The organism is Archangium sp. (assembly GCF_036277355.1).
GTDB lineage: Bacteria > Myxococcota > Myxococcia > Myxococcales > Myxococcaceae > Archangium.
On record NZ_DASUNC010000005.1, the window covers coordinates 71,662 to 91,044 of the forward strand.

18 protein-coding genes are annotated in these 19,383 nt (G+C 70.2%); 6 read left to right on the forward strand and 12 right to left on the reverse strand.

The window, feature by feature from the left end; all coding sequences use genetic code 11:
• Positions 1-83: 83 nt before the first annotated feature.
• The 3 genes from VFZ09_RS01020 to VFZ09_RS01030 are packed head-to-tail and all read left to right on the forward strand — an operon-like array spanning position 84 to position 4,113.
• Positions 84-854, forward strand: a complete 771-nt coding sequence (locus VFZ09_RS01020; protein WP_329725543.1) for a TetR/AcrR family transcriptional regulator — start codon at positions 84-86, stop codon at positions 852-854.
• On the forward strand, positions 851-3,610 hold the full coding sequence (locus tag VFZ09_RS01025; RefSeq protein ID WP_329725544.1) for a phosphoenolpyruvate synthase: 2,760 nt from the start codon (positions 851-853) through the stop codon (positions 3,608-3,610). The genes VFZ09_RS01020 and VFZ09_RS01025 overlap by 4 nt, the downstream gene beginning before the upstream one ends.
• Entirely contained in the window at positions 3,607-4,113 is a 507-nt protein-coding gene (locus VFZ09_RS01030) for a permease (protein WP_329725545.1), read from the forward strand. The genes VFZ09_RS01025 and VFZ09_RS01030 overlap by 4 nt, the downstream gene beginning before the upstream one ends.
• On the opposite strand, the gene VFZ09_RS01035 is transcribed toward VFZ09_RS01030, so the two are convergent.
• The 11 genes from VFZ09_RS01035 to VFZ09_RS01085 all read right to left on the reverse strand — a co-directional run bounded on the left by VFZ09_RS01035 (position 4,042) and on the right by VFZ09_RS01085 (position 14,508).
• On the reverse strand, positions 4,042-4,986 hold the full coding sequence (locus VFZ09_RS01035; protein WP_329725546.1) for an alpha/beta hydrolase: 945 nt from the start codon (positions 4,984-4,986) through the stop codon (positions 4,042-4,044). The two genes, VFZ09_RS01030 and VFZ09_RS01035, sit on opposite strands and share 72 nt — an antisense overlap.
• Positions 4,983-5,630, reverse strand: a complete 648-nt coding sequence (locus VFZ09_RS01040; RefSeq protein WP_329725547.1) for a TetR/AcrR family transcriptional regulator — start codon at positions 5,628-5,630, stop codon at positions 4,983-4,985. Before VFZ09_RS01040 ends, VFZ09_RS01035 begins: the two co-directional genes overlap by 4 nt.
• A 94-nt stretch (positions 5,631-5,724) precedes the next feature.
• Positions 5,725-6,096 carry a hypothetical protein gene (locus tag VFZ09_RS01045; RefSeq protein WP_329725548.1) on the reverse strand — a complete coding sequence of 124 codons (372 nt, stop codon included), beginning with the start codon at positions 6,094-6,096 and terminating at the stop codon, positions 5,725-5,727.
• Between the two features lie 135 nt (positions 6,097-6,231).
• The gene (locus tag VFZ09_RS01050) at positions 6,232-7,536 is read right to left on the reverse strand and encodes a sensor histidine kinase (RefSeq protein ID WP_329725549.1); all 1,305 of its coding nucleotides are present in this window, start codon (positions 7,534-7,536) and stop codon (positions 6,232-6,234) included.
• 80 nt (positions 7,537-7,616) lie between these two features.
• The gene (locus tag VFZ09_RS01055) at positions 7,617-7,901 is read right to left on the reverse strand and encodes an NAD(P)-dependent oxidoreductase (RefSeq protein WP_329725550.1); all 285 of its coding nucleotides are present in this window, start codon (positions 7,899-7,901) and stop codon (positions 7,617-7,619) included.
• Entirely contained in the window at positions 7,879-8,520 is a 642-nt protein-coding gene (locus VFZ09_RS01060) for a DUF2239 family protein (RefSeq protein WP_329725551.1), read from the reverse strand. Before VFZ09_RS01060 ends, VFZ09_RS01055 begins: the two co-directional genes overlap by 23 nt.
• Positions 8,521-8,723: 203 nt before the next feature.
• Positions 8,724-11,060 (reverse strand): hypothetical protein, encoded by a 2,337-nt coding sequence (locus VFZ09_RS01065; protein ID WP_329725552.1) that lies wholly within the window; start codon positions 11,058-11,060, stop codon positions 8,724-8,726.
• Positions 11,061-11,080: 20 nt separating this feature from the next.
• A complete protein-coding gene (locus tag VFZ09_RS01070) occupies positions 11,081-11,743 on the reverse strand; it encodes a trypsin-like peptidase domain-containing protein (protein ID WP_329725553.1) in 663 nt (220 codons plus the stop codon).
• The gene (locus VFZ09_RS01075; protein ID WP_329725554.1) at positions 11,740-12,573 is read right to left on the reverse strand and encodes a hypothetical protein; all 834 of its coding nucleotides are present in this window, start codon (positions 12,571-12,573) and stop codon (positions 11,740-11,742) included. Before VFZ09_RS01075 ends, VFZ09_RS01070 begins: the two co-directional genes overlap by 4 nt.
• Positions 12,574-12,668: 95 nt before the next feature.
• Positions 12,669-13,682, reverse strand: coding sequence for a hypothetical protein (locus tag VFZ09_RS01080; protein WP_329725555.1), 1,014 nt, complete (start codon positions 13,680-13,682; stop codon positions 12,669-12,671).
• A 160-nt stretch (positions 13,683-13,842) separates the two neighbouring features.
• Positions 13,843-14,508: a nuclear transport factor 2 family protein gene (locus VFZ09_RS01085; RefSeq protein WP_329725556.1), complete on the reverse strand. Its 666-nt coding sequence runs from the start codon at positions 14,506-14,508 to the stop codon at positions 13,843-13,845.
• 139 nt (positions 14,509-14,647) lie between these two features.
• Between VFZ09_RS01085 and VFZ09_RS01090 the strand changes: the two genes are divergently transcribed.
• A complete protein-coding gene (locus VFZ09_RS01090) occupies positions 14,648-15,733 on the forward strand; it encodes a HEAT repeat domain-containing protein (protein ID WP_329725557.1) in 1,086 nt (361 codons plus the stop codon).
• A gap of 110 nt (positions 15,734-15,843) precedes the next feature.
• The gene (locus VFZ09_RS01095) at positions 15,844-17,133 is read left to right on the forward strand and encodes a hypothetical protein (RefSeq protein ID WP_329725558.1); all 1,290 of its coding nucleotides are present in this window, start codon (positions 15,844-15,846) and stop codon (positions 17,131-17,133) included.
• Between the two features lie 104 nt (positions 17,134-17,237).
• On the opposite strand, the gene VFZ09_RS01100 is transcribed toward VFZ09_RS01095, so the two are convergent.
• The gene (locus VFZ09_RS01100) at positions 17,238-17,585 is read right to left on the reverse strand and encodes a YtxH domain-containing protein (RefSeq protein WP_329725559.1); all 348 of its coding nucleotides are present in this window, start codon (positions 17,583-17,585) and stop codon (positions 17,238-17,240) included.
• Between the two features lie 246 nt (positions 17,586-17,831).
• Here VFZ09_RS01100 and VFZ09_RS01105 point away from each other — a divergent pair, with 246 nt between their 5' ends.
• A complete protein-coding gene (locus tag VFZ09_RS01105) occupies positions 17,832-19,361 on the forward strand; it encodes an acyl-CoA carboxylase subunit beta (RefSeq protein ID WP_329725560.1) in 1,530 nt (509 codons plus the stop codon).
• Positions 19,362-19,383 lie beyond the last annotated feature (22 nt).

Consider the following 19,383-nt stretch of genomic DNA (forward strand, 5'->3'; position numbering starts at 1 on the left):
TCACGAGAGGACTGTCTCTCACTCCGTCTTGACAGAGATGAGACGAGAGAGATATCTATCTCTCGCACTGACTCAACGAACCCATGTCCCTGCCCGAGAACATCGCCGACGCCGCTGCCCGCCTGGTTGCCCTGCATGGGCCGGACGGGTTCACCATGGATGACCTGGCCCGCGAGTCCGGGCTGTCGCGCGCCACGCTGTACCGGCAGGCGGGGAGCCGGGAGGCGGTGCTCGCCGCGCTCTCGGAGCAGGGGGTGGAGGTGGGGCATCGGGCGGATGTACGCGAGCGGATCCTCGCGGCGTGCCGCGTGGTGTTCTCCCGGGCCGGCTTCGAGGCGGCCACGCTCGAGGACGTCGCCCGCGAGGCTGGCGTGGGCCCCGCGACGGTCTATCGCCAGTTCGGAGACAAGAAGGGCCTCATCAGCTCGTTCGCCGGGCACATCGGCCCGCGCCGCGCGATGCGGGAGGTGGCGCTCCATCCCACGGGAGATCTGCGGGCCGACCTGGAGCGCGTCGCCGCGACCGTCATCCGCTACGCGACGGAGGATCTCGATCTGCTCAAGCTGGCGATGCTGGAGCGGATGCGTGGTGGGCCCTGGGCCGAGTTCCTCAACACGCCCCCGATGCGCGCCCGGACGATCCTCACCGGGTTGCTGGAGTCCTACTCGGCCAGCGGTGCGCTCGAACCGCACGAGCCCCAGCGCATGGCCCAGGCCTTCGCCGGGATGATCTTCGCCTTCGTCATCAGCCCGGTGCTGGAAGGCGGACCCCCGCCGGAGCCGGAAGAGACGGCCCGTTTCATCACCCACGTGTTCCTTGATGGTCTCGCATCCACTGCTCGGAGAACTCCATGAGCGCAGCTGAATCCGTGCCCCTGTCCGCTTCCCAGCCCGTGGGGACGCAACCGCTGATCCTCCCCTTCGAGCACATCTCCGCGGCGGATCTGCCCCGCGTGGGAGGGAAGGGGGCCAACCTGGGCGAGATGGCTCGCGCCGGCTTCCCGGTGCCGCCCGGCTTCTGTGTCACGACGGCCGCCTTCGATGCGTTCCTGGCCGGCTGCGGGGAGCTCCAGGCGCTGTACACGGAGCTGGAGGCACTGGATGGGCAGGACGTGGAGGGGGCCCGCCGCGCCGCCGGAGCCACGCGCGACGCGCTCGGCCGCGCGCCCGTTCCCCCGGCCGTGGCGGACGCCGTGCTCGATGCCTGGCGGGCGCTGGACACCGGGGCCTCGTGGGCGGTGCGCTCCAGCGCCACGGCGGAGGATCTGCCGGACGCCAGCTTCGCGGGCCAGCAGGACACCTATCTCAACATCCGGGGGGCCGAGGCGCTGCTCGACGCGGTCCGGCGGTGCTGGGTGTCGCTGTTCACCGATCGCGCGGTGCTGTACCGGGCCCGGAGCGGCTTTGGCCACCGGGCGGTGAAGCTGAGCGTGGTGGTGCAGCGCATGGTGTTGCCCGAGGTGTCCGGCATCCTGTTCACCGCGGATCCCATCACCGGGCGGCGGCAGACGGTGTCCATCGACGCGGGTTTCGGCCTGGGCGAGGCGCTGGTCAGCGGGCTCATCAACGCCGACCTGTACAAGGTGGACAAGGCCACGGGCGCGCTGCTGGAGGTCCGGGTGGGAGACAAGGCCCTGGCCATCCGCCCCAGGCCCGAGGGCGGCACCTGGGAGGAGCGGCTGCCCGACAACGTCCGTCAGGCCCGGGCGCTCGACGACGCGGCCCTGCGGGAACTGGTCGCGATGGGCGCGCGGATCGAAGCGCACTACGGCAAGCCGCAGGACATCGAGTGGTGCATCGAGGGCGGGCGGCTCTACGTGGTGCAGGCGCGGCCCATCACGAGCCTGTACCCGTTGCCCGATCCCGCGCCCCGCGACGAGGGCCTGCACGCCTACGCCAGCTTCGGCCACGTGCAGATGATGACGGACGCGATGCCGCCGCTCGCCCTGCAGGTGTGGCGGTTGCTGCTTCCGTTCGACAGGGGGGCGCCGGGCCCTGGGGACGCACCCGGCGAGGCACGGATCGCCACCGTCGCGGGCAGCCGGCTCTTCCTGGACATCACGCCCCTGTTGCGCCATCCCATCCTGCGGCGCGTGTTCGTGGGCATTCTCGGTCACGTCTACGAGAACGTGGGCCAGGGCCTGGAGACGTTGGCGGGCCGGCCGGCCTTCCAGCGCGGCGTGAATGGTGACAGGGCCTCGCTGAGGTCCGTGGGACGCTTCGCCGTGCCCATCCTGGCCCGGGTGCTGGCCCGGTTGTTCGCCGTGGATCCCGCCCGGCTCCAGCCCGGGGTGGAGTCCTTCATCGAGTCGCGGGTCGCCGGAGTGCGCACCCGGCTCGCGGCGGCGGCCCCGGGCGCGGCGCGGCTGCGCGAGGCACGGCGTGCACTCTCGGAGCTCTTCTCCGAGGTCATCCTCGTCGTGGCCCCGAACATCGCCGTGGGGATCCTCGGGAACCGGCTCCTCCACCGGCTGAACCAGTGGGGTCTGATCGGCGGCACGGCGGAGGACCTGTCCGCGCTGGAGCGGGGCCTGCCCGGCAACATCACCACCGAGATGGATCTGGCCGTGGGCGATCTGACGGATCGGGTCCGTCCGTATCCGGCCCTGGCCGAGCTGCTGCGAAGCCGTCCCGCCACCGAGGCCCTGGCCGCGGCGCGCGACGTGGAAGGGGGGCCCGCGTTCCTCGATGCGTGGCGGGCCTTCCTCGAGCGCTATGGCATGCGGGGGCCCGGCGAGGTGGATCTGTCCCGGCCCCGCTACAAGGACGCGCCCGCGCCGCTCATCGCGGCCATCGTCGGAGGGCTCGGGCCGGCCTCCGCGAACCGCGCCCCGGGCGAGCACCGGGCCCACCATGCGGCACTGGCCGCCAGGGCGGATGCGGCGGGTGAGCGCGTGATCGCCGCCTCGCGCGGCGGGCTGACCGGATGGCTGCGCTCGAGGCTGGCGCGCCGGTGGGTGAGGGTGACCCGCACGGGCATGGGGCTGCGCGAGCACCCCAAGTACCTGCTCGTCCGCGTGCTGGAGCTCGTGCGCGACACGGTGCGCGAGGCCGGGGCGCTCCTGGTCCAACGCGGGGCGCTCGGCGCGGCGGAGGATGTGTACCTGTTCCGCTTCGAGGAGTTGATCGCGGCGCTCGAGGCTACCCAGACGCCGGATCTGCGCTTGCTGGCTGGAGCGCGGAGGGAGGCCCTGCGGCGCGATGCGAAACGCTCACCGCCCTTCGTGATGGCGAGCGATGGGGAGATTCCCGCGCTGGCGGTCCGCGCGGATCTGCCCCCGGGCGCCTTGTCCGGGACGGCGGCCTCGGCCGGGGTGGTGGAGGGACTGGCGCGGGTGGTGCTCGATCCGGCGCGCGAGGTGCTCCACGCCGGGGAGATCCTCGTGGCCCCGCATACGGATCCGGGCTGGACGCCGCTGTTCGTCCACGCGGCGGGGCTGGTGACGGAAGTGGGAGGGCTCATGACGCACGGCTCGGTCGTGGCCCGCGAGTATGGCATTCCCGCCGTGGTCAGCGTGGCGGGCGCCACACAGCGCATCCGCACCGGCCAGCGCATTCGCGTGGATGGCACGCGGGGCTTCGTAGAGGTGCTGGACGGAGGTGCGGCATGAAGGGCGCGCTGCTGGTCATCGGGATGATGCTGGTGGGGGTGGTGGGGCTGGCGGCCTGGAGAGGAGGCTGGCCGCTGGTGTACGAGGGGCTGAAGCGGGGAGGGCAGGAGAGCGTGACCCTGCTGCCGCTGCTGGTGGTGGTCTTCGTGCTCACCGGCTTCGTGCAGGTGCTGCTGCCCCGCGAGCTGGTGGCGCACTGGCTGTCCGACGAGGCGGGGTGGAGGGGAATCGGGGTGGCGTGGGTAGCGGGCGCGCTCACCCCGGGGGGAGGACCCATCGGCATGCCCCTGGCCGCGACGCTGGTGCGCTCCGGCGCGGGGCTCGGCGTGGTCGTCACCTACCTGACCTCGCTGTCCATGCTGTCCTTCATCCGCCTGCCGATGGAGGTCGCCATGTATGGCGGCAGGTTGACGGGACTGCGGCTGCTGGCGTCACTGGTGCTTCCCCCCGTGGCCGGGCTGCTGGCGCATGCGCTCGGGCCCTTGCTGATGGGACGCACCTGAGGCGAGCAGGAAGCCGCTGATGCGCTCGGACAGCCAGTGCCGGAAGGCATCCGTCGTCGGCGGGCAGTGCCGGCAATCCTTGATGAGTTCCGTGTCGGCGAGCGTCGAGAACAACTCCGGCGCGCGGGCGAGGAGCCGCTGTCCCGGGAAGCTCACGTCCAGGTCCGCGCCGAGCACGAGCGTGGGCGCCTTCAACCGCGCGAGCTCCTCCGGCTTCGCGAGCGCGGGCACCCGCATGTCCATGTTGAACGAGCGGAGGGCATCGCCCAGGTAGGGCACCCAGTCGTCATCCGTGGTCGTGAGCAGGTGCCGGACGAACGCCTCCAGGCGCCGTTTCGACGGGGACATCCGGTACAGCATCATCGGGAGGCCCACCTTGGTGAACCCATCCCAGTGCGAGCCATTCACCACGCCCGCGGGAACGAGCAGGGCCAGCCGCTGGATGCGCTCGGGCGCGTACGCCGCGAGCCGGATGGCCACGAAGCCGCCCCAGCTCACGCCCACCACGTGCGTGCGCTCGAGCGACAACCCATCGAGCACATCCGTCAACCACTCGCCGTACTCGTTGTTGCTCACCGAGGGCCGCGCATCCGCGCTCTTCACCGACTGCCCGACGATGTCCACCGCGTAGACGCGGAAGCGCTCGAGCAGCGGGGCCAGCTCGCTGAGCACGTGCGCCGAGCTCGCGAGCGCCCCGTGGAGCAGCACCAGGCTCGGAGCACCCTCGGGACCGCCGACGAGCACGTGCGTGTCACCGACGCGGGTCTTCACCGTCCGGCTCTCCGTCGGCACCTTCAGCCGGTGACGGAAGCGATCGAACCACTGGGAGAGAACGGCCTTGGCCTGCTCGCCTCTGAACGCGGACTTCATCATCGCTCTTTCCTCCGGGGTGATGGGCGGGTGGGACGAAGGCCCTCGAGGTGCTGGTCGATCAGGCGCTCCACCATGGCGACCGGGGCGGGGTGCGCGCCCTGCACCCACGAGATGAGGGCGAAGTAGAAGAACGAGAAGTACGCCGCGCCGAACAGCGCGCCATCCACGCCGGGCCGGAGCTCGCCCCGCGCGCTCGCCTCCTCGACCAGCCGCGCGATCGCCCCATGCACCCCGCCCACCTGGGCGGTGAACTTCCCGGCCCACGGCTCGTCCGCGAAGAGCGACTCCTTGAGCAGGGTGCGCGAGAGCTTCGGACGCCGCTGGTAGTACCCGAACACGGTGCGCGTCAGCCTGGACAGCTGCGTCTCCAGCGGTCCCGGGCCGAGCCCCTCCAGTGCGTGCCGCAGCGTCTCCTCGAGGTCATCGAAGAGGGCGGCGTGGAGCAGCTCCCGCTTGTCACCGGAGTGGTGGAGCACCGTCCCGGCGGACACCCCGGCCCGCGCCGCGATGGCCCGCAGGTTCGCCGCCTCGAAGCCCACGCGCTCGAACTCCTCGCGCGCCGCCTCCAGCACGGCCTTGCCGGTGGCCTCCTTCTGGGCCGCCCGGACGCCCGGCTGCTTCCTGGATTTCGTTTCGTTGGACACGTTCAATGAACATGTTTAACGAAATTCGGATTCCGGGTCCAGCGAAACGGCGGCCCCCTCTCGAGGCGCACCTTCGAGGCGCACCCGAGAAGGCTCAGGTATCGGTGTCGGGCGGCTCCTCGCCCGTCACCTTGCTGATGATGTCGATGCGCTCGGCCACGCCGGTGCCATCGCGCCGGAGCTCGTAGACGAGGCGGACCTTGCGGCCCGCCTTGACCGCGCTCAGCTCGGTCTGGATGCCGTTCTCCACCACGCTCGTGCCGGGCGTCACCCAGACGCGCACCTTCTTCTCCCAGGGGGCCATCGGGTTGAACACCCAGGCCTTTCCCTCCTTGCCCACGTGGGTGAAGACGCCGAGCTCCACCATCGGCTCGTCCACGTACACGCCCGCCGCCTGCCGCCGGTTCACACAGCCCGTCCCCAGCAGCGTCGCGGCCAGGACCGTGGCGATCAGCACTCGTTTCATGGTTCATCCTCCCGCGGATACACGTGCCCCAATCTGTCTCGCGGGACAAGCTGGCGCGGGGCAGGGGAGTCAGCTACCCCCACCGGTGCCCCGGCCCCCCGAGTGCCTCCTGGCGAACAGGCTTCTGTCGCCCGGTCAGCGGCCCGCCGCGCGCAGGTTTCCGCTCGAGCTCGTCTCCGGAGGCAGCGTCGGCACCTTCGGCAGATCGATGGTGAAGCACGTGCCCTTGCCCAGCTCGCTCTCCACCTCGATGCGGCCGCCGTGGGCCCGGATGATGCCGTACGACACGGACAGCCCCAGCCCCGTGCCCAGCCCCGCGGGCTTGGTGGTGAAGAACGGCTCGAAGAGGTGCCGCTTCGTCTCCTCGGACATGCCCGAGCCGGTGTCACGCACCTCCACGCGCACCTGCGCGCCCTCTCGCCGGGTGACCAGGCGCACCACGCCGCCGGAGGGAGTGGCCTGCCCCGCGTTGACCAGCAGGTTCACCAGCACCTGCACGATCTGCCGCGGACGGCCCACCACCGGCCCCACGTCCTCCAGCACCTCCTCCACCCGCACGTGGCCCAGTTGGATGCGCGCGATGCGCAGCGCCGTCCGCACCTCGGCGGTGAAGTCGTAGGAGACGTAGCCCTCGTAATCCCCGCGCGAGAAGCGGCGCAGATCCGAGACGATGGAGTTCACCCGTTTGATTCCATCCAGCGTCGCCGGCAGCACGTCGTCCACGTACTCCTTGAGCGGCGCGGACAGGTTCGGCTCGTCCTTCAGGTCCTGGAGCAGCGAGTCCACGTTGCTCGTCACGTAGCTCATGGGGTTGTTGATCTCATGCGCCACGCTCGCCGCCATCAACCCCAGGCTGGAGAGCCGCTCCTGCTCGAGCGCTCGCTGGTGCAACTGCTGCAACTCCTGGTGGGCCTGCTCCAACAGCCCGTGCTTCTGCACCAGCAGCTCTCCGCGCTTCTCGGTCCCCAGGTAGCCGAAGATGCCGATCAGGGAGAAGGCCGCGGCCGTGGCGGGCTCGGCGCCGGTGGACAGGGCCACTGCGTTGATCACCACGAGGTAGAGGGCCATCCGGGGACGGACCCACCGGTCGAGCCCGAAGTACCAGAGCATGTTGTAGGGCACGAAGACCCAGACCAGCACGGACCAGCGGGTCTGGATGCCCAAGAGGCAGATGCAGACCATGTTGATCGCCATCCGCATGGCTTCCACCCCGGCGCGGCTGGTCTTCCGGGCGAGCCATTCGAGGAACAGGGTGTTGAGCGGGATGAGCGCCGCGGCCACCCCCACGACGGAGAGGACCGCGTTCCACTGGCCCCAGTGCGCGATGATCAACGAGAGGTTGATGACGGCCGCCCCCATCCCCGCGAGCCCCTGGATGGCACGTTGGGCCCGCTCCGAGTCCGACACGGGGTCTGCAACGCCAGGCTGGCTGTCCATCATGCTCCTCGGTGTCGTGGCGACCGGAGGAGATCATAGGAGCAACAAGGGTCCGCCAGCCAAGGAGGACCCGGCCTGGCAGGTCAGGTGAGCAACCTCACCGGCGCGCCGGCCTTCCAGGCGAGGATGTCCTCCAACGCATCGCGGTAGAAGACGGCGTAATTTTCCCGCGTCACGTAACCCAGGTGCGGCGTCAGCACGACGTTGGGCAGCGTCAGCAGGGGATGGCCGGCTGGCAGGGGCTCGACGGGGAACACGTCCAGCCCGGCCCCGGCGATCCGCTGCTCGCGCAGCACGGCCAGCAGACGGCTCCAATCGGCGAGCCCCCGCGCGACGCGCTGGTAGTCATCGAGAATGGCGATCTTCACGGGCGGCATTCTCCAGATCCCTCCGGGCGATCGCCACCAATCGCCGGACATGCTCGCGGACATCCTCCGGCCAGGGCTGGATGAGCTGCTCGAAGCGCTCGGGGTCGTTCGCGAAGAAGGCCCGCGAGGACTCCTCGAAGCCGGGGAAGTCTCCCGCCATGATGCTCATGAACTTGTAGGCGGCTTCCTGGGAGCGCCGGGCCCGATCCGCGCCCGCGCTGTTGCGCTTCGCCTCCTCGACGAGCTTGCGCAGCGTCACCGAGGCCCCGCCCGGCTGCGAGTTGAGCCACTCCCAGTGGCGGGGCAGGAGCGACACCTCCCGCGAGACGACTCCCAGCTTCGGCCGGCCCGGACCGGATCGCCGGGTCTCCTCCACGGCCGTCTCGGCCTCGGCCCGCCGGGCCCGCTTCTTCTCCAGCTTGTCCAGGAACTCGTACAGCGTCCCCCGGAAGTCCAGGTCCACCGGCGTGCCCGTCTCGTCCTCGAAGATCAGGATCGACGCGCTGTCTCCCCGGTCGAGCCGCTCCTTGGCCTTCAGGGCGACCTCCATCAGCTCTCCCGACGCGATGAGCCGATGTCCCGCGAAGCCCGTGTAATTCCTCTGCTTTTCCTCGCCCATACCCGGCTCCTTTCCGAAGCCCCAATACCACCCGGGTAGAAACCAATCCCACGGGGTGAAATCCATGACGTCGAATATTACCCCGGGTAAATCCGGCATCAATGGATTTTACCCGGGTGATATCCAGCTCATTGGATACTACCCGGGTGGAATGAGGCCCCGCCGGGGCGCGGCCGGGGCAGGGGAGGGGGCCCCGGGCGGGCTCAGTTCCGGTACAGGAGGAACAGGGGCGTATCGATCGAGACGCCCGCGCTGAAGCGCCAGGACGGAGCCGGGGTCACGCCGCCCGCGTCGAGGTCATACGCGGCGCCCAACGAGAGCGAGACCGGCGTCCTGGGAATCATCCCCTTGAGCCACAGGCCGGGGCTGACGGCCTCCATCACACGGGGCGCCTTGCGCTCCTCCACGCCGACGAACTGGGTGTAGCCGGCCAGATCGATCACCTGGAAGAACGCGCTCCAGGTGAGCCCGGCGCCGCCGAGCTGGTAGTCGAGGCCGACGGGCACCAGCAGCCGGGGCGTGACGCGGTTCGCGCGGGGTCCGGAGAGCGAGTAGGAGCCCCCCAGCCCCACCAGGCCGCCCAGCGAGACGAAGCGGTGCACGTCCGGATCGCTCCGCCAGCGCCAGCTGCCCACCGGCGAGGCCGAGGCGAGCACCACGGCCTTCACCTCCTGGGCATCCTTCGCGTCGGCGAGCGACACCAACAGGCCGCCGTACCGGGCGAAGCCCTCCGGCAGGCAGATGCACGGCCGGCGCTCGCAGCGCCACTCGGACGTACGCGCCTCCGGTTCCGCCGCCGAGGGGGCCTTCCACGCCTCCTCCTGCACGCACCGCTTCGCCACGCCGTCGTCGTACCGAGCCGTCCGGCTGGAGATCGCCTGGTGCTCGAGCAGCAGCTGGTACACGGTGGAGAGATCCCTCGCGATCGCCGCCACCACCATGCGCAGCACGTCGCGGGACGAGGACAGGAAGCCCCGGGCCTCGAGCAGGGCCTTCTGGTTCTGAGCCACCTGCTCCGCGGCACCGGCACCGGAGGACTCCAGCCACGCCCCCATCAGCCGGTTGAGGTGCAGCAGCCCGTCCAGCGCCACATGCGCGGCATCGAGCGCCGACACTCCCTGCTGGGCCAGCAACCGGGTGGCCTCGGCGATGCGCTCGGGGCCTCCGTTCTGGGCGCCCGCGGAGAGTTGCCCGGCCTGCTCCACCAGCCGCTGCAGGTCCGCCGCCACGGTGAAGACGCCCTCGGCCGATTCGGAGAGGGGAGGGGCGATCGCGGCCCAGATCTTCAACCGCGACTGCTTCCCGGCCGGCGCGTACACCCAGCCGCAGCTCTCCTTCTGCAGCGAGAGCAGCAACACGGCCAGGCCCCGGGCGTTCGCGTCCATCTGCGGAACGAGGCCCCGGTTGGCGTCATCCACCAGCGCGGTGTAGCGCGTGAAGGAGGCGGGCATGCCACTCACGCACGCCATCTGCGTGTAGAGCCGCGAGACGTCGGGGGGAAGGCCCGGCTCCAGGGGGAGCGTCTCGAGCCGGCGCGACAGCGTGTCCAGCGCGCGCACCGGGTGCACGCCGCTCACCATCGAGTCCACCATCTCCCGTACGGGCAGCGCGGCCCGCTCATAGCGGCGCCCATCCGCCTGGGCCACCACCTCGAAGACCAGGTGCGAGGGGATGGAGCGGAGATCCTGCTCCACCGTCTTGCGCAGCAGTGCGAGCGAGGCCGCCCCGCCAGCCCCGAGCGTGGAGGCGAACGCGTTGTTGTGCGCCGCGGTGCAGGTGGCGGGCAGCCAGTCACGGATGTGCCCCTGCCGCTGGCCCCACTGATCCTTCACCTCCTGCTTGCAGATGCGCTCGTCGAACTCGACGAGCACGTACAACACGGCCTCGGCCTCGGCCCGCTCCTGGAGGGCTCCCGCCAGCCCGGTGAAGACCTGATCCAGGAACGCGTTCAGATCGATCCCCGGCAGCAGGCCCGGCAGGCTGGTGGCGGTCTCCACGCCCGCGTTCAGGGAGGTGTGGCCCCGGGCCGCGTCCAATATCTCCGACGTGGTGAGCGCCGCCTCCTGTTGCTCCCGGGGAGCGGTCTTCGAGCGCCGCACGGCCTCCAGTGCCAGGTCCAGCTCGTCGAGCGCCTGGAAGAGGGGCCTGCGCTCACTGAAGTACGCGGCGAGCACCAGCGCGTCCGAGTCGAGCAGCGCCTCCAGATCGAACTCCGACGCGGAGGGGCCCTGGTAGCGCTGGCACCAGGAGGCGATCTCGGGGACGGACTGGGGGGAGGGGATGCAGGCGGCGCGGATGCGCCCGGGGAGGTTGCCGCGGATCTGCCCCCACCACAGGGCGAAGGCGCTCGTGGTGTCCTGGGTGGGGAGCAGCCCGGCGCCGGGCACGGCGGTGGACAGGGGCACGGGAGCCACGCCCAGCGGGGCTCCGGGAGCGGGGCCCACGGACTGGGGAACGGCTCTGGATTGAGCGAGCGCGGCGGTGGACAGCAGGAGCAGGGCCAGGAGGATGCCTCCCGGTGCGCGCGGATGCCTACGCATACAGTGTCCTTTCTCGGTGTCTAGACGTCGAAACCCAGCGCGTGCATGGCCTCGAGCACGTCATCGCTGGAGAACGGAATGGCCTCACCCTGGTGGGTGTCGGCGTGGAAGGCGCGGTGGAGGCCGATGAGCTCGTCCGGCTGGCCCGGGCCGGTGCTGCGCAACAAGGGGCCTCCACTGAAGGCCGGGAGGTTGGCGGCGGGGTAGTGCAGGTGGCCATCCTCGCCGGTGGTGACGGTGACGGGGATGGACACCTGGGTGCGCGGCCGCACGAGGGTCCAGCCCCACAGCATGGCCTCGCCGTCCCTCGCCGAGTCGGCGAGCAGGGGCGGATCGAGCGGTCCGCTCACCTCCATGGGCATGCGCAGCACCGCCAGATCCAGGGTGCCCAGGAAGCCGGCGCTCTCGAGGAAGCGCGAGGGGATGACCACGGCATCGGCCCAGGCCCGGACGTTGCCCAGGTCGACCTTCACCTGGGCCGCGGCGAAGAGCTGGGCTCCCGCGCGGAACAGCACGGCGTGCGCCACCGTCAGCACCAGCCGCGGGTGCACCAGCAGACCGCTGGCCACCTGCGAGCGGTTCCAGGCGGAGGCCTCGATCGCCGCCACCGGGGTGAAGGCACCCTCGAGCGGCTGGTTCCGGTAGAAGAGGCCGAGGTTGGCCGCCGACCAGCCGCCGATCATCTCGTCACCGGGATGGAGTGCTCGACGCCTCCGACGTGGACCTTGATCTCGGCCGGCGGGGCGGGAGCACCCGGCTCCAGCTCCACGCGGAACTCCAGACAGGGATGGGACGCCCACCTCCGGGGCGCGTCCACCAGGCGGACCTGCTTCACGCCCTGGAGCTGCTGGAGCTCGGGCAGCTTGAGCTGCGCGGCCTGACGCAGTTGCCCGAGCTGCACGGCGGTGCTCGCCGGGGGCGTGGCCGGTGTCAGCGGCGTGCCTGGCTGGGGCGAGGGCGGCGTGTCCGACGACTTCTGTTGCACCTGGGCGGAACGGACGCGCCGGGACTCGGTCAGCATGCCGAGCAGCTCGTCCCAGAAGGACGCGCCGATGGCCGCGGCCGCACCGGTGAGGAGGACCTGCCCCACGAAGGTGAGGGTGGCGCGGATGGGGGAACCGCTCTGGGTGGGATTGGGCCAACCGCACGTGCCCAGGAAGGCGTTCGCCCCCGAGACGAGCGCGATCAGGAGCCCGATGAACAGCGTGTTCTCGGAGTTGGCGGTCCGGGTGAGCCGATCCACCTCGTCGCCGCCGAGCGCGATCGGCACGGGCTGCTTCGCCGAGCCGATATAGGTGTCGCCGGTCCGCAGGTCGACCTGGAGGTTGCCGCCGGCTTCTTTCTTCCCGAAGCGCATCCGGGGCCGGAGGGGTTGCCAGTTGCGGTGCTTGAACACCGACGAGATGCGCTCGACCGCCAGCGAGAGGACGAACAGCACCAGGAGCCCTCGCAGGAAGGCGTCCAGACCCCCACCGTTGCCGCCGAGAGTCTCCAGGGTGCCGCTGGTGCCCATAGTCTCGCCCCGTGTCTGGTCACGGCGACTATAGCGGCCGGTTCGGACAGGGGGCAGGGGAGAGAGTCCTTCCCCCGTTCATCATCCCGGGACGCTCAGGCCAGGGGCCGGCGGCGGACGCGCCACACGGTGAGCATCGCGCCCAGGAGCACCAGGAACGCCGTGCCTTGAGCGCCCCGCGCATCCCGAGCCACCGAGCACCCGAAGGCGAACCCAGGGGGCTCGACTTGCTCCTTCAGGCAGACCGGAGCGCCCTCGGTGGCGTTCCCCGCGGGATCGATCACGCGCCAGGAGAAGCACGGGGTGTACGCGGCATCATGCCGGGGCATCTCGAAGGTGGTGTCGGTGGGCTCGCCCGAGGTATCCACCCCCCAGACGCCCCACAGGACCTTGTGCTCATGCGGGTCCGGCTCACCGAAGCGGTAGGGCGTGTCGTCCGTCACCCAGAGCTCGAATCGATAGGCGCCAATGGCGCGTCCACCCTGGACACCGGGGACCCGGACCCGGGCGAGGGTGCTCACCTCCCGGCCGGTCTTGCGGCAGGGGAGACACACGCCGGGCGTGCATTGGAGCTTGTCCCGCTCGAAGGACTCGAGCGCCACGTCCAGCCCTCCGAGCAGCTCGAGCGGCGGAGCCAGCTGCGCTCCGGTCGTGAACGAGCCGCGCAGCTCCGTGGGTCCCTGCACCCACTCGGGTGGGGGCTCACTCTGGAGCAGGGCCGCGACGAACGTGTAGCGCCGGTCCGGGAGCAGCGGGGAGTCGGGCCGCCACGCCTCACCCGAGGGGCTTCCAGGCCAGGAGTGCAGGCGTCCGGGAACGAGCTCACCGGTGACGGAGTCCGTCACGGTGACGGAGAGGAGGTTGTGGAAGGTGGCCTGGTCGTTCGCGGGGGTGCCCGAGAGCGTCCAGGTTCGTGAGGTGAACAGCACCACGGTGTCGAGCGGGACATTCGAGGCGCCGTCCGCGGGGAAGCTCTCGGTGAGCGTGTAGTAGTCGAGCCATGTCCCGAGCGGCTCGCAGGCCTCGGCGGGTGACGCGCGCAGCGACACCGAGAGGGCCAGGGCCGCTTGAAGGAGACAGACGGCGAACAGGAAGGGTTTGAAGCGCATCGGAGCTCCCGGTGGAAAGGATGGCGCCGGAGCGGCTGTGCAAGGCACGAACCACACACGCGCGGAGGGACGCACCGTGGTGGAGCGTGACGTGGAACCGTGACAAGGGCGTCAGGGCGCCCTCGGATTTGGACGTGGGGCTGCTCGCGGCGCGCTGACCTCAGCCCTTGGAGGGAGGGAGGTACTGCGCGGGCAGCGGCTGCTCCGGCGTCTCGGCCGTCCAGGCCACCGTGAGCAACCACCAGCGCTTGCCATCGTTGAAGAGCTGGATGCTGTTGATGCCGCGCATGAAGGGCTTCGTCTCCTCGCCGCGCAGGGCCTCGTAGGTGCTGAAGACGTGCACGAGGGCGCCGAAGCGCTCCTGGACGCGATGGATCTCCCGCTCGCGGAAGCCCTCCTCGACGAGGAGCTTCCCGGACGAGGTGATGTACTCCTCGGGGGTGATCAACCGGTAGCCGAAGGTGCCGTCCTTGCGCTTGCCGGCGGGGATCATCCGCGCGCCGGGAGCGAAGAGGGAACGGAAGCGCTCCCAGTCGCGGGCCTGGCCCTTGGGTCCGGAGATGACGTCATAGAGCGCGGCCACGACGGACTCGGGGGTGGCCACGTCTTCCGGCTTGGCCTCGGGTGCGGGGACAGCGGGAGCCGTGACCTGCGCGGGGGCCGGAGCAGGGGAGGGCGCGGCGGCGGGAGCCTGCGCGGGAGCCGGAGCCGGGGCGGGCGCGGGAGTGGGCTTCTTCGCATCGGCGGCGAACGCCGGGGTCATCACACCGGTGGAGAGCAGTGCGGCGACGATCGGCCACACGCGGAACTTGGGAGCGGAGTGCATGAGGAGCCTCAGGGACTGCGAGGGGCGCGCATCATGGCCCACGCCCGGTGAAAACTTCCACTTCGCCTCGCCAGCCGGAATGCGTGTCACTACAGTCGTGACGCCTGTGCCTGCTTCCAGGCACCGGGGGGACACAACAATGAAACGCATCGTCGTCAGTCTCGCGCTGCTCGCCGGCTGCACCACCACGACCCGTCAGGCCGAGCCGCCCGCCGCCACCACCCAGGCCAGCGCGCCCGCGTCCATCTACGTGTTCAAGGGCGTGGAGGTCTTCGGCTCGCGCAAGGTGCCCCGGGAGAAGCTGCTCGAGCTCGTCACGATGCCTGCACCGGGCACGCGGATGGACACGAAGAACGAGCAGCAGAACAAGGAGTTCATCGCGAACCTCATGGAGAGCAAGAAGCGGCTCTCCGAGACGTACTCCTTCGCGTTCATCCGGATGTCGGTGGGCCAGGACCAGAAGCACACGATGGGGGTGATGGTGGATCTGGTCGACACGGGGGACGAGTGGCGCATGCCCTTCAACCCCGAGCCGAAGGGAGAGGTCGCCGATCCGGAAGGGTTGCTCGCGGCCTGGTCGAACTATCTGAAGACGTTCTGGAAGCTGCGGAACCAGGGGGCGGTGCCGGAGTGGGGCATGGGCACCTGCCGGGCGCCGCTGGGGTGTTACGGGGGGTTCGATCACCCCGAGCTCGCGCCCATGGAGCAGCGTTTCATCGACGGGGTGCCGCGCAACGCCGATGCGCTCGTGCGCGTGCTGCGCGAGGACAAGGACAGCGGCAAGCGGATGAACGCGCTCATGCTGTTGACCTACCTGTCCTCGCCCGAGCAGCTGGTGAAGGCGATCCTCCCGTCGGTGCGTGATCCGAACGAGGGCGTGCGCAACGAGGCGCTGCGCCGGCTCGGGTCGGCCCAGGAGGTGTCGAAGAAGCCGGGCATCGTGCCGATCGAGCCCGTGCTCGAGGCGCTCTGTTACCCGATGGCGACGGATCGCAACAAGGCGGGCTGGACGCTGGTGCACATCATGGAGGTGGAGGGCACCGTGCACCGGCAGCAGATCCTCGACAAGGCGGGCGAGGTGCTTCTGGAGATGGCGGGCATGCGCTCGGACCTGGACCGCGAGCCCTCGCGCAAGGTGCTCGCGATGCTGGCGGGACAGGACTTCGGCGACGACATGGCGGCGTGGCGCCGCTGGTTCGAGCAGACGCGAGGTCCGAGACCATGAGGACGCGGATGCTGGGCTGACAGGGGAGGGGACGAGCCGACCGGTTCCGTACGGCCGCCTCTCTTCACCCTTTGTGTGGAGGGCGCATCTCTGACAGCGTGGGAGATTCGATGCGGCGCTCCCGCCTGCTCCAGGCCCTGATCCTCTCGCTGGCCCTGCACCTGGGCCTGGGGCTCTTGTTGTACCTGGCGCCGCCGAAGCGCGATCCCTTCCTCCTGAGCGCCCGTCAGGAGCCGGTCCAGTTCGAGGTGGTCGAGCGCACGCCACCCCCACGACAGGAGCCGCCCCCACCCACGCCGCCCCCGGCCGTGGAGCCCCCTCGGCCGCCGCGTCACACGCCGCGGCCCCCACGCGCCGCGCCGCCTCCCGTTCCACCACCTCCGACCGCCACGGCCGAAGCGTCGCCTCCCGCCGCCACGCCACCGGCCGAGCCTCTCGCCGAGACGAAGCCCGAGGCGCCGCCCGAGGTTCCGGATGTCCCGCGCCAGGTGCGCCTGTTCCCAGGCCCCGATGGCCTGGCAGTGGGCCCTGCACCCTCCACGGGCGCCACACCGGGAGCCTCCACCGGACGCACGTGGAGGCCGGGGGATGGACCTTCACCCGAACAGCTCCGCGCGCAGGAGAACGCACGGGTCCAGGGCCGCGTGCAGGGCATGCTCGACGACGGCATGGCGCACCTGCGCGTGCGGAATGGCCTCGTGGACACCTACTTCGGAGAGATGGACAAGGCACTGGAGAAGGGGCTCTCCGGCGCGCCGCTCTTCGCGTACGAGGGCGTGTTCAAGCACTTCTTCAAGGCCACTCCCGAGCGGGGCAAGGGCTTCCATGATCTGATGAAGAGCTTCGGGAACTATGGCGCGACGGGCAGCCCGGACGGAGCGGGCGGGCCCTCGGGCACGGATCGGCTGGAGGACGTGGCGCGCTCGGGAGGAGCGGGGGCGCGGGCCCGGTCGAGGCCCTCGGCCGTGGACATGTTCGAGACGTACAACAAGGCCGCGGGCGCGCTGCACGTGACGCTCGAATTGGAGCAGTCGCGCACGGGCAAGGTGCTGGGGGTGAAGCTGCTCGACAGCTCCGGCAATCCGCTCTTCGACACGTATGTGGTCGAGCGAGTCCCCCCGTCGCTGGAGAAGCTCGGGCCCGCGTCGGAGCACTTCGCGGCGAGATCGACGGGCAACGTGCGCAGCGTCTGGGGAGTCGATGGGCACGTGAGCTTCTCGCGCACCATCCGGTTCTCGAAGCTGGACGAGCTCCGGGCCGACGACGCGGCCTACATCTCGGCGTTGATGCCGCTGGGGCTGTTGTCGGGCAACTTCGAGGAGACGCGGGGCGAGGTGATCATCCCGGACTTCCGCCGGCCGCACTTCGACATCCAGACCCAGTTGCTGCGCGTGTACTGAAAACCCCAAGGACTTCAGGGCCTTGAACGAAGAAAGGCCCCTGGAAGCGCGCGGTGTGCACGCCTCCCCGGGGCCTCGTCTCCCTCTCGATGGCCGGACAGCGGCTAGGCGCTGGCGGTCTTCTCCTGACCCACGTTGATGCCCTGCTTGCCGAGGTAGCCCATGGCCTTGTCCTTCACGTCGGTGCGCAGCTCGGTGCCGGTCTTGGGCGCGAGCATGAGCGCGGCGATGCCACCGACGGCGCAGCCGATGACGAACGCGCCGATGCCGGCGAACGAGCTGCGGGCGGGCTTGTAGGTGGTGAGGCCCACGTAGCGCAGCACGTCATCGGCGTCGAAGTCGTCCCACTGGTTCTTGGCGAACCTGGGCAGGTCCTTCATGATCTTCCGGGCGAGCAGCCGCCGGTAGATGTCGCTCTTCACCGCCCACTTGGCCTTCTTCGCGAACAGCATTCCGTCCTCCTCCTTGGCCACAGCCAATCCGAGGGATGGGTCTCCCCCCACGGCAGCCCACCCCTGCGAGCCGTGAAAGTAGGGAGGGCGGGCGAGGGGGGAACCCCCTGGGCAACGTCCGGGTGACGGGGGAGGGGGGAGGCGTCGGCTGCCGGTCAGAGTGGGGGCATGACGCGGCGTGTCCAAGGTGGGGAGTGAACGGAGACAGCGGCCAGGCGAGCACCTTTCTGGTATGCCCCCGGCGCCATGTCATTCGATCAGAAGCTGCTCGAGAAGATCGCCCAGGTCGAGAAGGGCGGAGCCGAGAAGTACCACGCGAAGAACCGGGAGACGGGGAAGCTGTTCGCCCGTGAGCGCATCCGGCTGCTGGTGGACGAGGGCTCGTTCGTCGAGGACGCAAAGCTCGCCAACAACGTGGACGCGGAGCTGCCGTCGGACGGCGTGATCATCGGAGTGGGGAAGGTGGCGGGGCGTCCGGTGGCGATCATGGCCAACGACTCCACGGTGAAGGCGGGGAGCTGGGGCGCTCGGACGGTGGAGAAGATCCTCCGCATCCAGGAGACGGCCAAGGGGCTGAAGTGCCCGCTGCTGTACCTGGTGGACTCGGCGGGAGCGCGCATCACCGATCAGGTGGAGATGTTCCCGGGCCGGCGGGGCGCGGGCCGCATCTTCTACAACGAGGTGCACATGTCCGGCGAGGTGCCGCAGGTGTGCCTGCTCTTCGGGCCCTCGGCGGCGGGCGGCGCGTACATCCCCGCGTTCTGCGACATCGTCATCATGGTGGACGGCAACGCCTCCATGTACCTGGGCAGCCCGCGCATGGCCGAGATGGTCATCGGCGAGAAGGTGACGCTCGAGGAGATGGGCGGCGCGAAGATGCACTGCTCGGTGTCGGGCGTGGGCGACGTGCTGGTGAAGACGGAGCAGGAGGCGATTGAAGCGGCCAGGAAGTACATCTCCTTCTTCCCGGAGAACTTCACCCAGGCGCCGCCGCGGGCCGAGCCCAAGGCGCCCAAGGCCAGCGGCAAGCGGGTGGACGAGATCATCCCCGCGGACCAGAACAAGCCCTTCGACATGCACGCGCTCATCGCCGAGCTGATCGACGAGGGGAGCTGGTTCGAGGTGAAGAAGCTCTTCGCGCAGGAGCTGATCACCGGCCTGGCGCGCATCGACGGCCGGCCGGTGGGAATCGTGGCCAACCAGCCCAAGTACAAGGGCGGCGTGCTCTTCGTGGACTCGGCGGACAAGGCGGCGCGGTTCATCTGGCTGTGCGACGCCTTCAACATCCCGCTCTTGTACCTGGCGGACGTGCCGGGCTTCATGATCGGCACGAAGGTGGAGCGCGCGGGCATCATCCGGGCGGGCGCGAAGATGATCTCCGCGGTGTCCGAGGCGAGCGTGCCGAGGATCTGCGTGGTGGTGCGCAAGGCGTACGGCGCGGGTCTGTACGCCATGAGCGGGCCGGGCTTCGCGCCGGACGCCACGCTGGCGCTGCCGCAGGCGATGATCGCCGTGATGGGCCCGGAGGCGGCGGTGAACGCCGTCTACTTCAACAAGATCCAGGAGAAGCCCGAGGCCGAGCGGGCCGCCTACGTCCAGCAGCTCCGGGACGAGTACCGTCAGGACGTGGACATCTACAAGCTGGCGAGCGAGCTGGTGGTGGACGAGATCGTCCCGGGCGACCGGCTGCGCACCGAGTTGCTCCAGCGTTATGAGTTGTATTCCCGGCGCTTCCAGCCCCGGGAGTCCAAGAAGCACGGCGTCTACCCGGTTTGACGGTCTCCCCTCCACCCTCTGC

What these genes read in the sequence shown, in the direction of transcription:
- VFZ09_RS01045 (WP_329725548.1), bottom strand. Translation starts at nt 6,096, where the DNA reads ATGAAACGAGTGCTGATCGCCACGGTCCTGGCCGCGACGCTGCTGGGG.
- VFZ09_RS01085 (WP_329725556.1), bottom strand. Translation starts at nt 14,508, where the DNA reads ATGCACTCCGCTCCCAAGTTCCGCGTGTGGCCGATCGTCGCCGCACTG.
- VFZ09_RS01020 (WP_329725543.1), top strand. Translation starts at nt 84, where the DNA reads ATGTCCCTGCCCGAGAACATCGCCGACGCCGCTGCCCGCCTGGTTGCC.
- VFZ09_RS01025 (WP_329725544.1), top strand. Translation starts at nt 851, where the DNA reads ATGAGCGCAGCTGAATCCGTGCCCCTGTCCGCTTCCCAGCCCGTGGGG.
- VFZ09_RS01065 (WP_329725552.1), bottom strand. Translation starts at nt 11,060, where the DNA reads ATGCGTAGGCATCCGCGCGCACCGGGAGGCATCCTCCTGGCCCTGCTC.
- VFZ09_RS01035 (WP_329725546.1), bottom strand. Translation starts at nt 4,986, where the DNA reads ATGATGAAGTCCGCGTTCAGAGGCGAGCAGGCCAAGGCCGTTCTCTCC.
- VFZ09_RS01030 (WP_329725545.1), top strand. Translation starts at nt 3,607, where the DNA reads ATGAAGGGCGCGCTGCTGGTCATCGGGATGATGCTGGTGGGGGTGGTG.
- VFZ09_RS01090 (WP_329725557.1), top strand. Translation starts at nt 14,648, where the DNA reads ATGAAACGCATCGTCGTCAGTCTCGCGCTGCTCGCCGGCTGCACCACC.
- VFZ09_RS01095 (WP_329725558.1), top strand. Translation starts at nt 15,844, where the DNA reads ATGCGGCGCTCCCGCCTGCTCCAGGCCCTGATCCTCTCGCTGGCCCTG.
- VFZ09_RS01050 (WP_329725549.1), bottom strand. Translation starts at nt 7,536, where the DNA reads ATGATGGACAGCCAGCCTGGCGTTGCAGACCCCGTGTCGGACTCGGAG.
- VFZ09_RS01060 (WP_329725551.1), bottom strand. Translation starts at nt 8,520, where the DNA reads ATGGGCGAGGAAAAGCAGAGGAATTACACGGGCTTCGCGGGACATCGG.
- VFZ09_RS01105 (WP_329725560.1), top strand. Translation starts at nt 17,832, where the DNA reads ATGTCATTCGATCAGAAGCTGCTCGAGAAGATCGCCCAGGTCGAGAAG.
- VFZ09_RS01100 (WP_329725559.1), bottom strand. Translation starts at nt 17,585, where the DNA reads ATGCTGTTCGCGAAGAAGGCCAAGTGGGCGGTGAAGAGCGACATCTAC.
- VFZ09_RS01080 (WP_329725555.1), bottom strand. Translation starts at nt 13,682, where the DNA reads ATGCGCTTCAAACCCTTCCTGTTCGCCGTCTGTCTCCTTCAAGCGGCC.
- VFZ09_RS01070 (WP_329725553.1), bottom strand. Translation starts at nt 11,743, where the DNA reads ATGATCGGCGGCTGGTCGGCGGCCAACCTCGGCCTCTTCTACCGGAAC.
- VFZ09_RS01075 (WP_329725554.1), bottom strand. Translation starts at nt 12,573, where the DNA reads ATGGGCACCAGCGGCACCCTGGAGACTCTCGGCGGCAACGGTGGGGGT.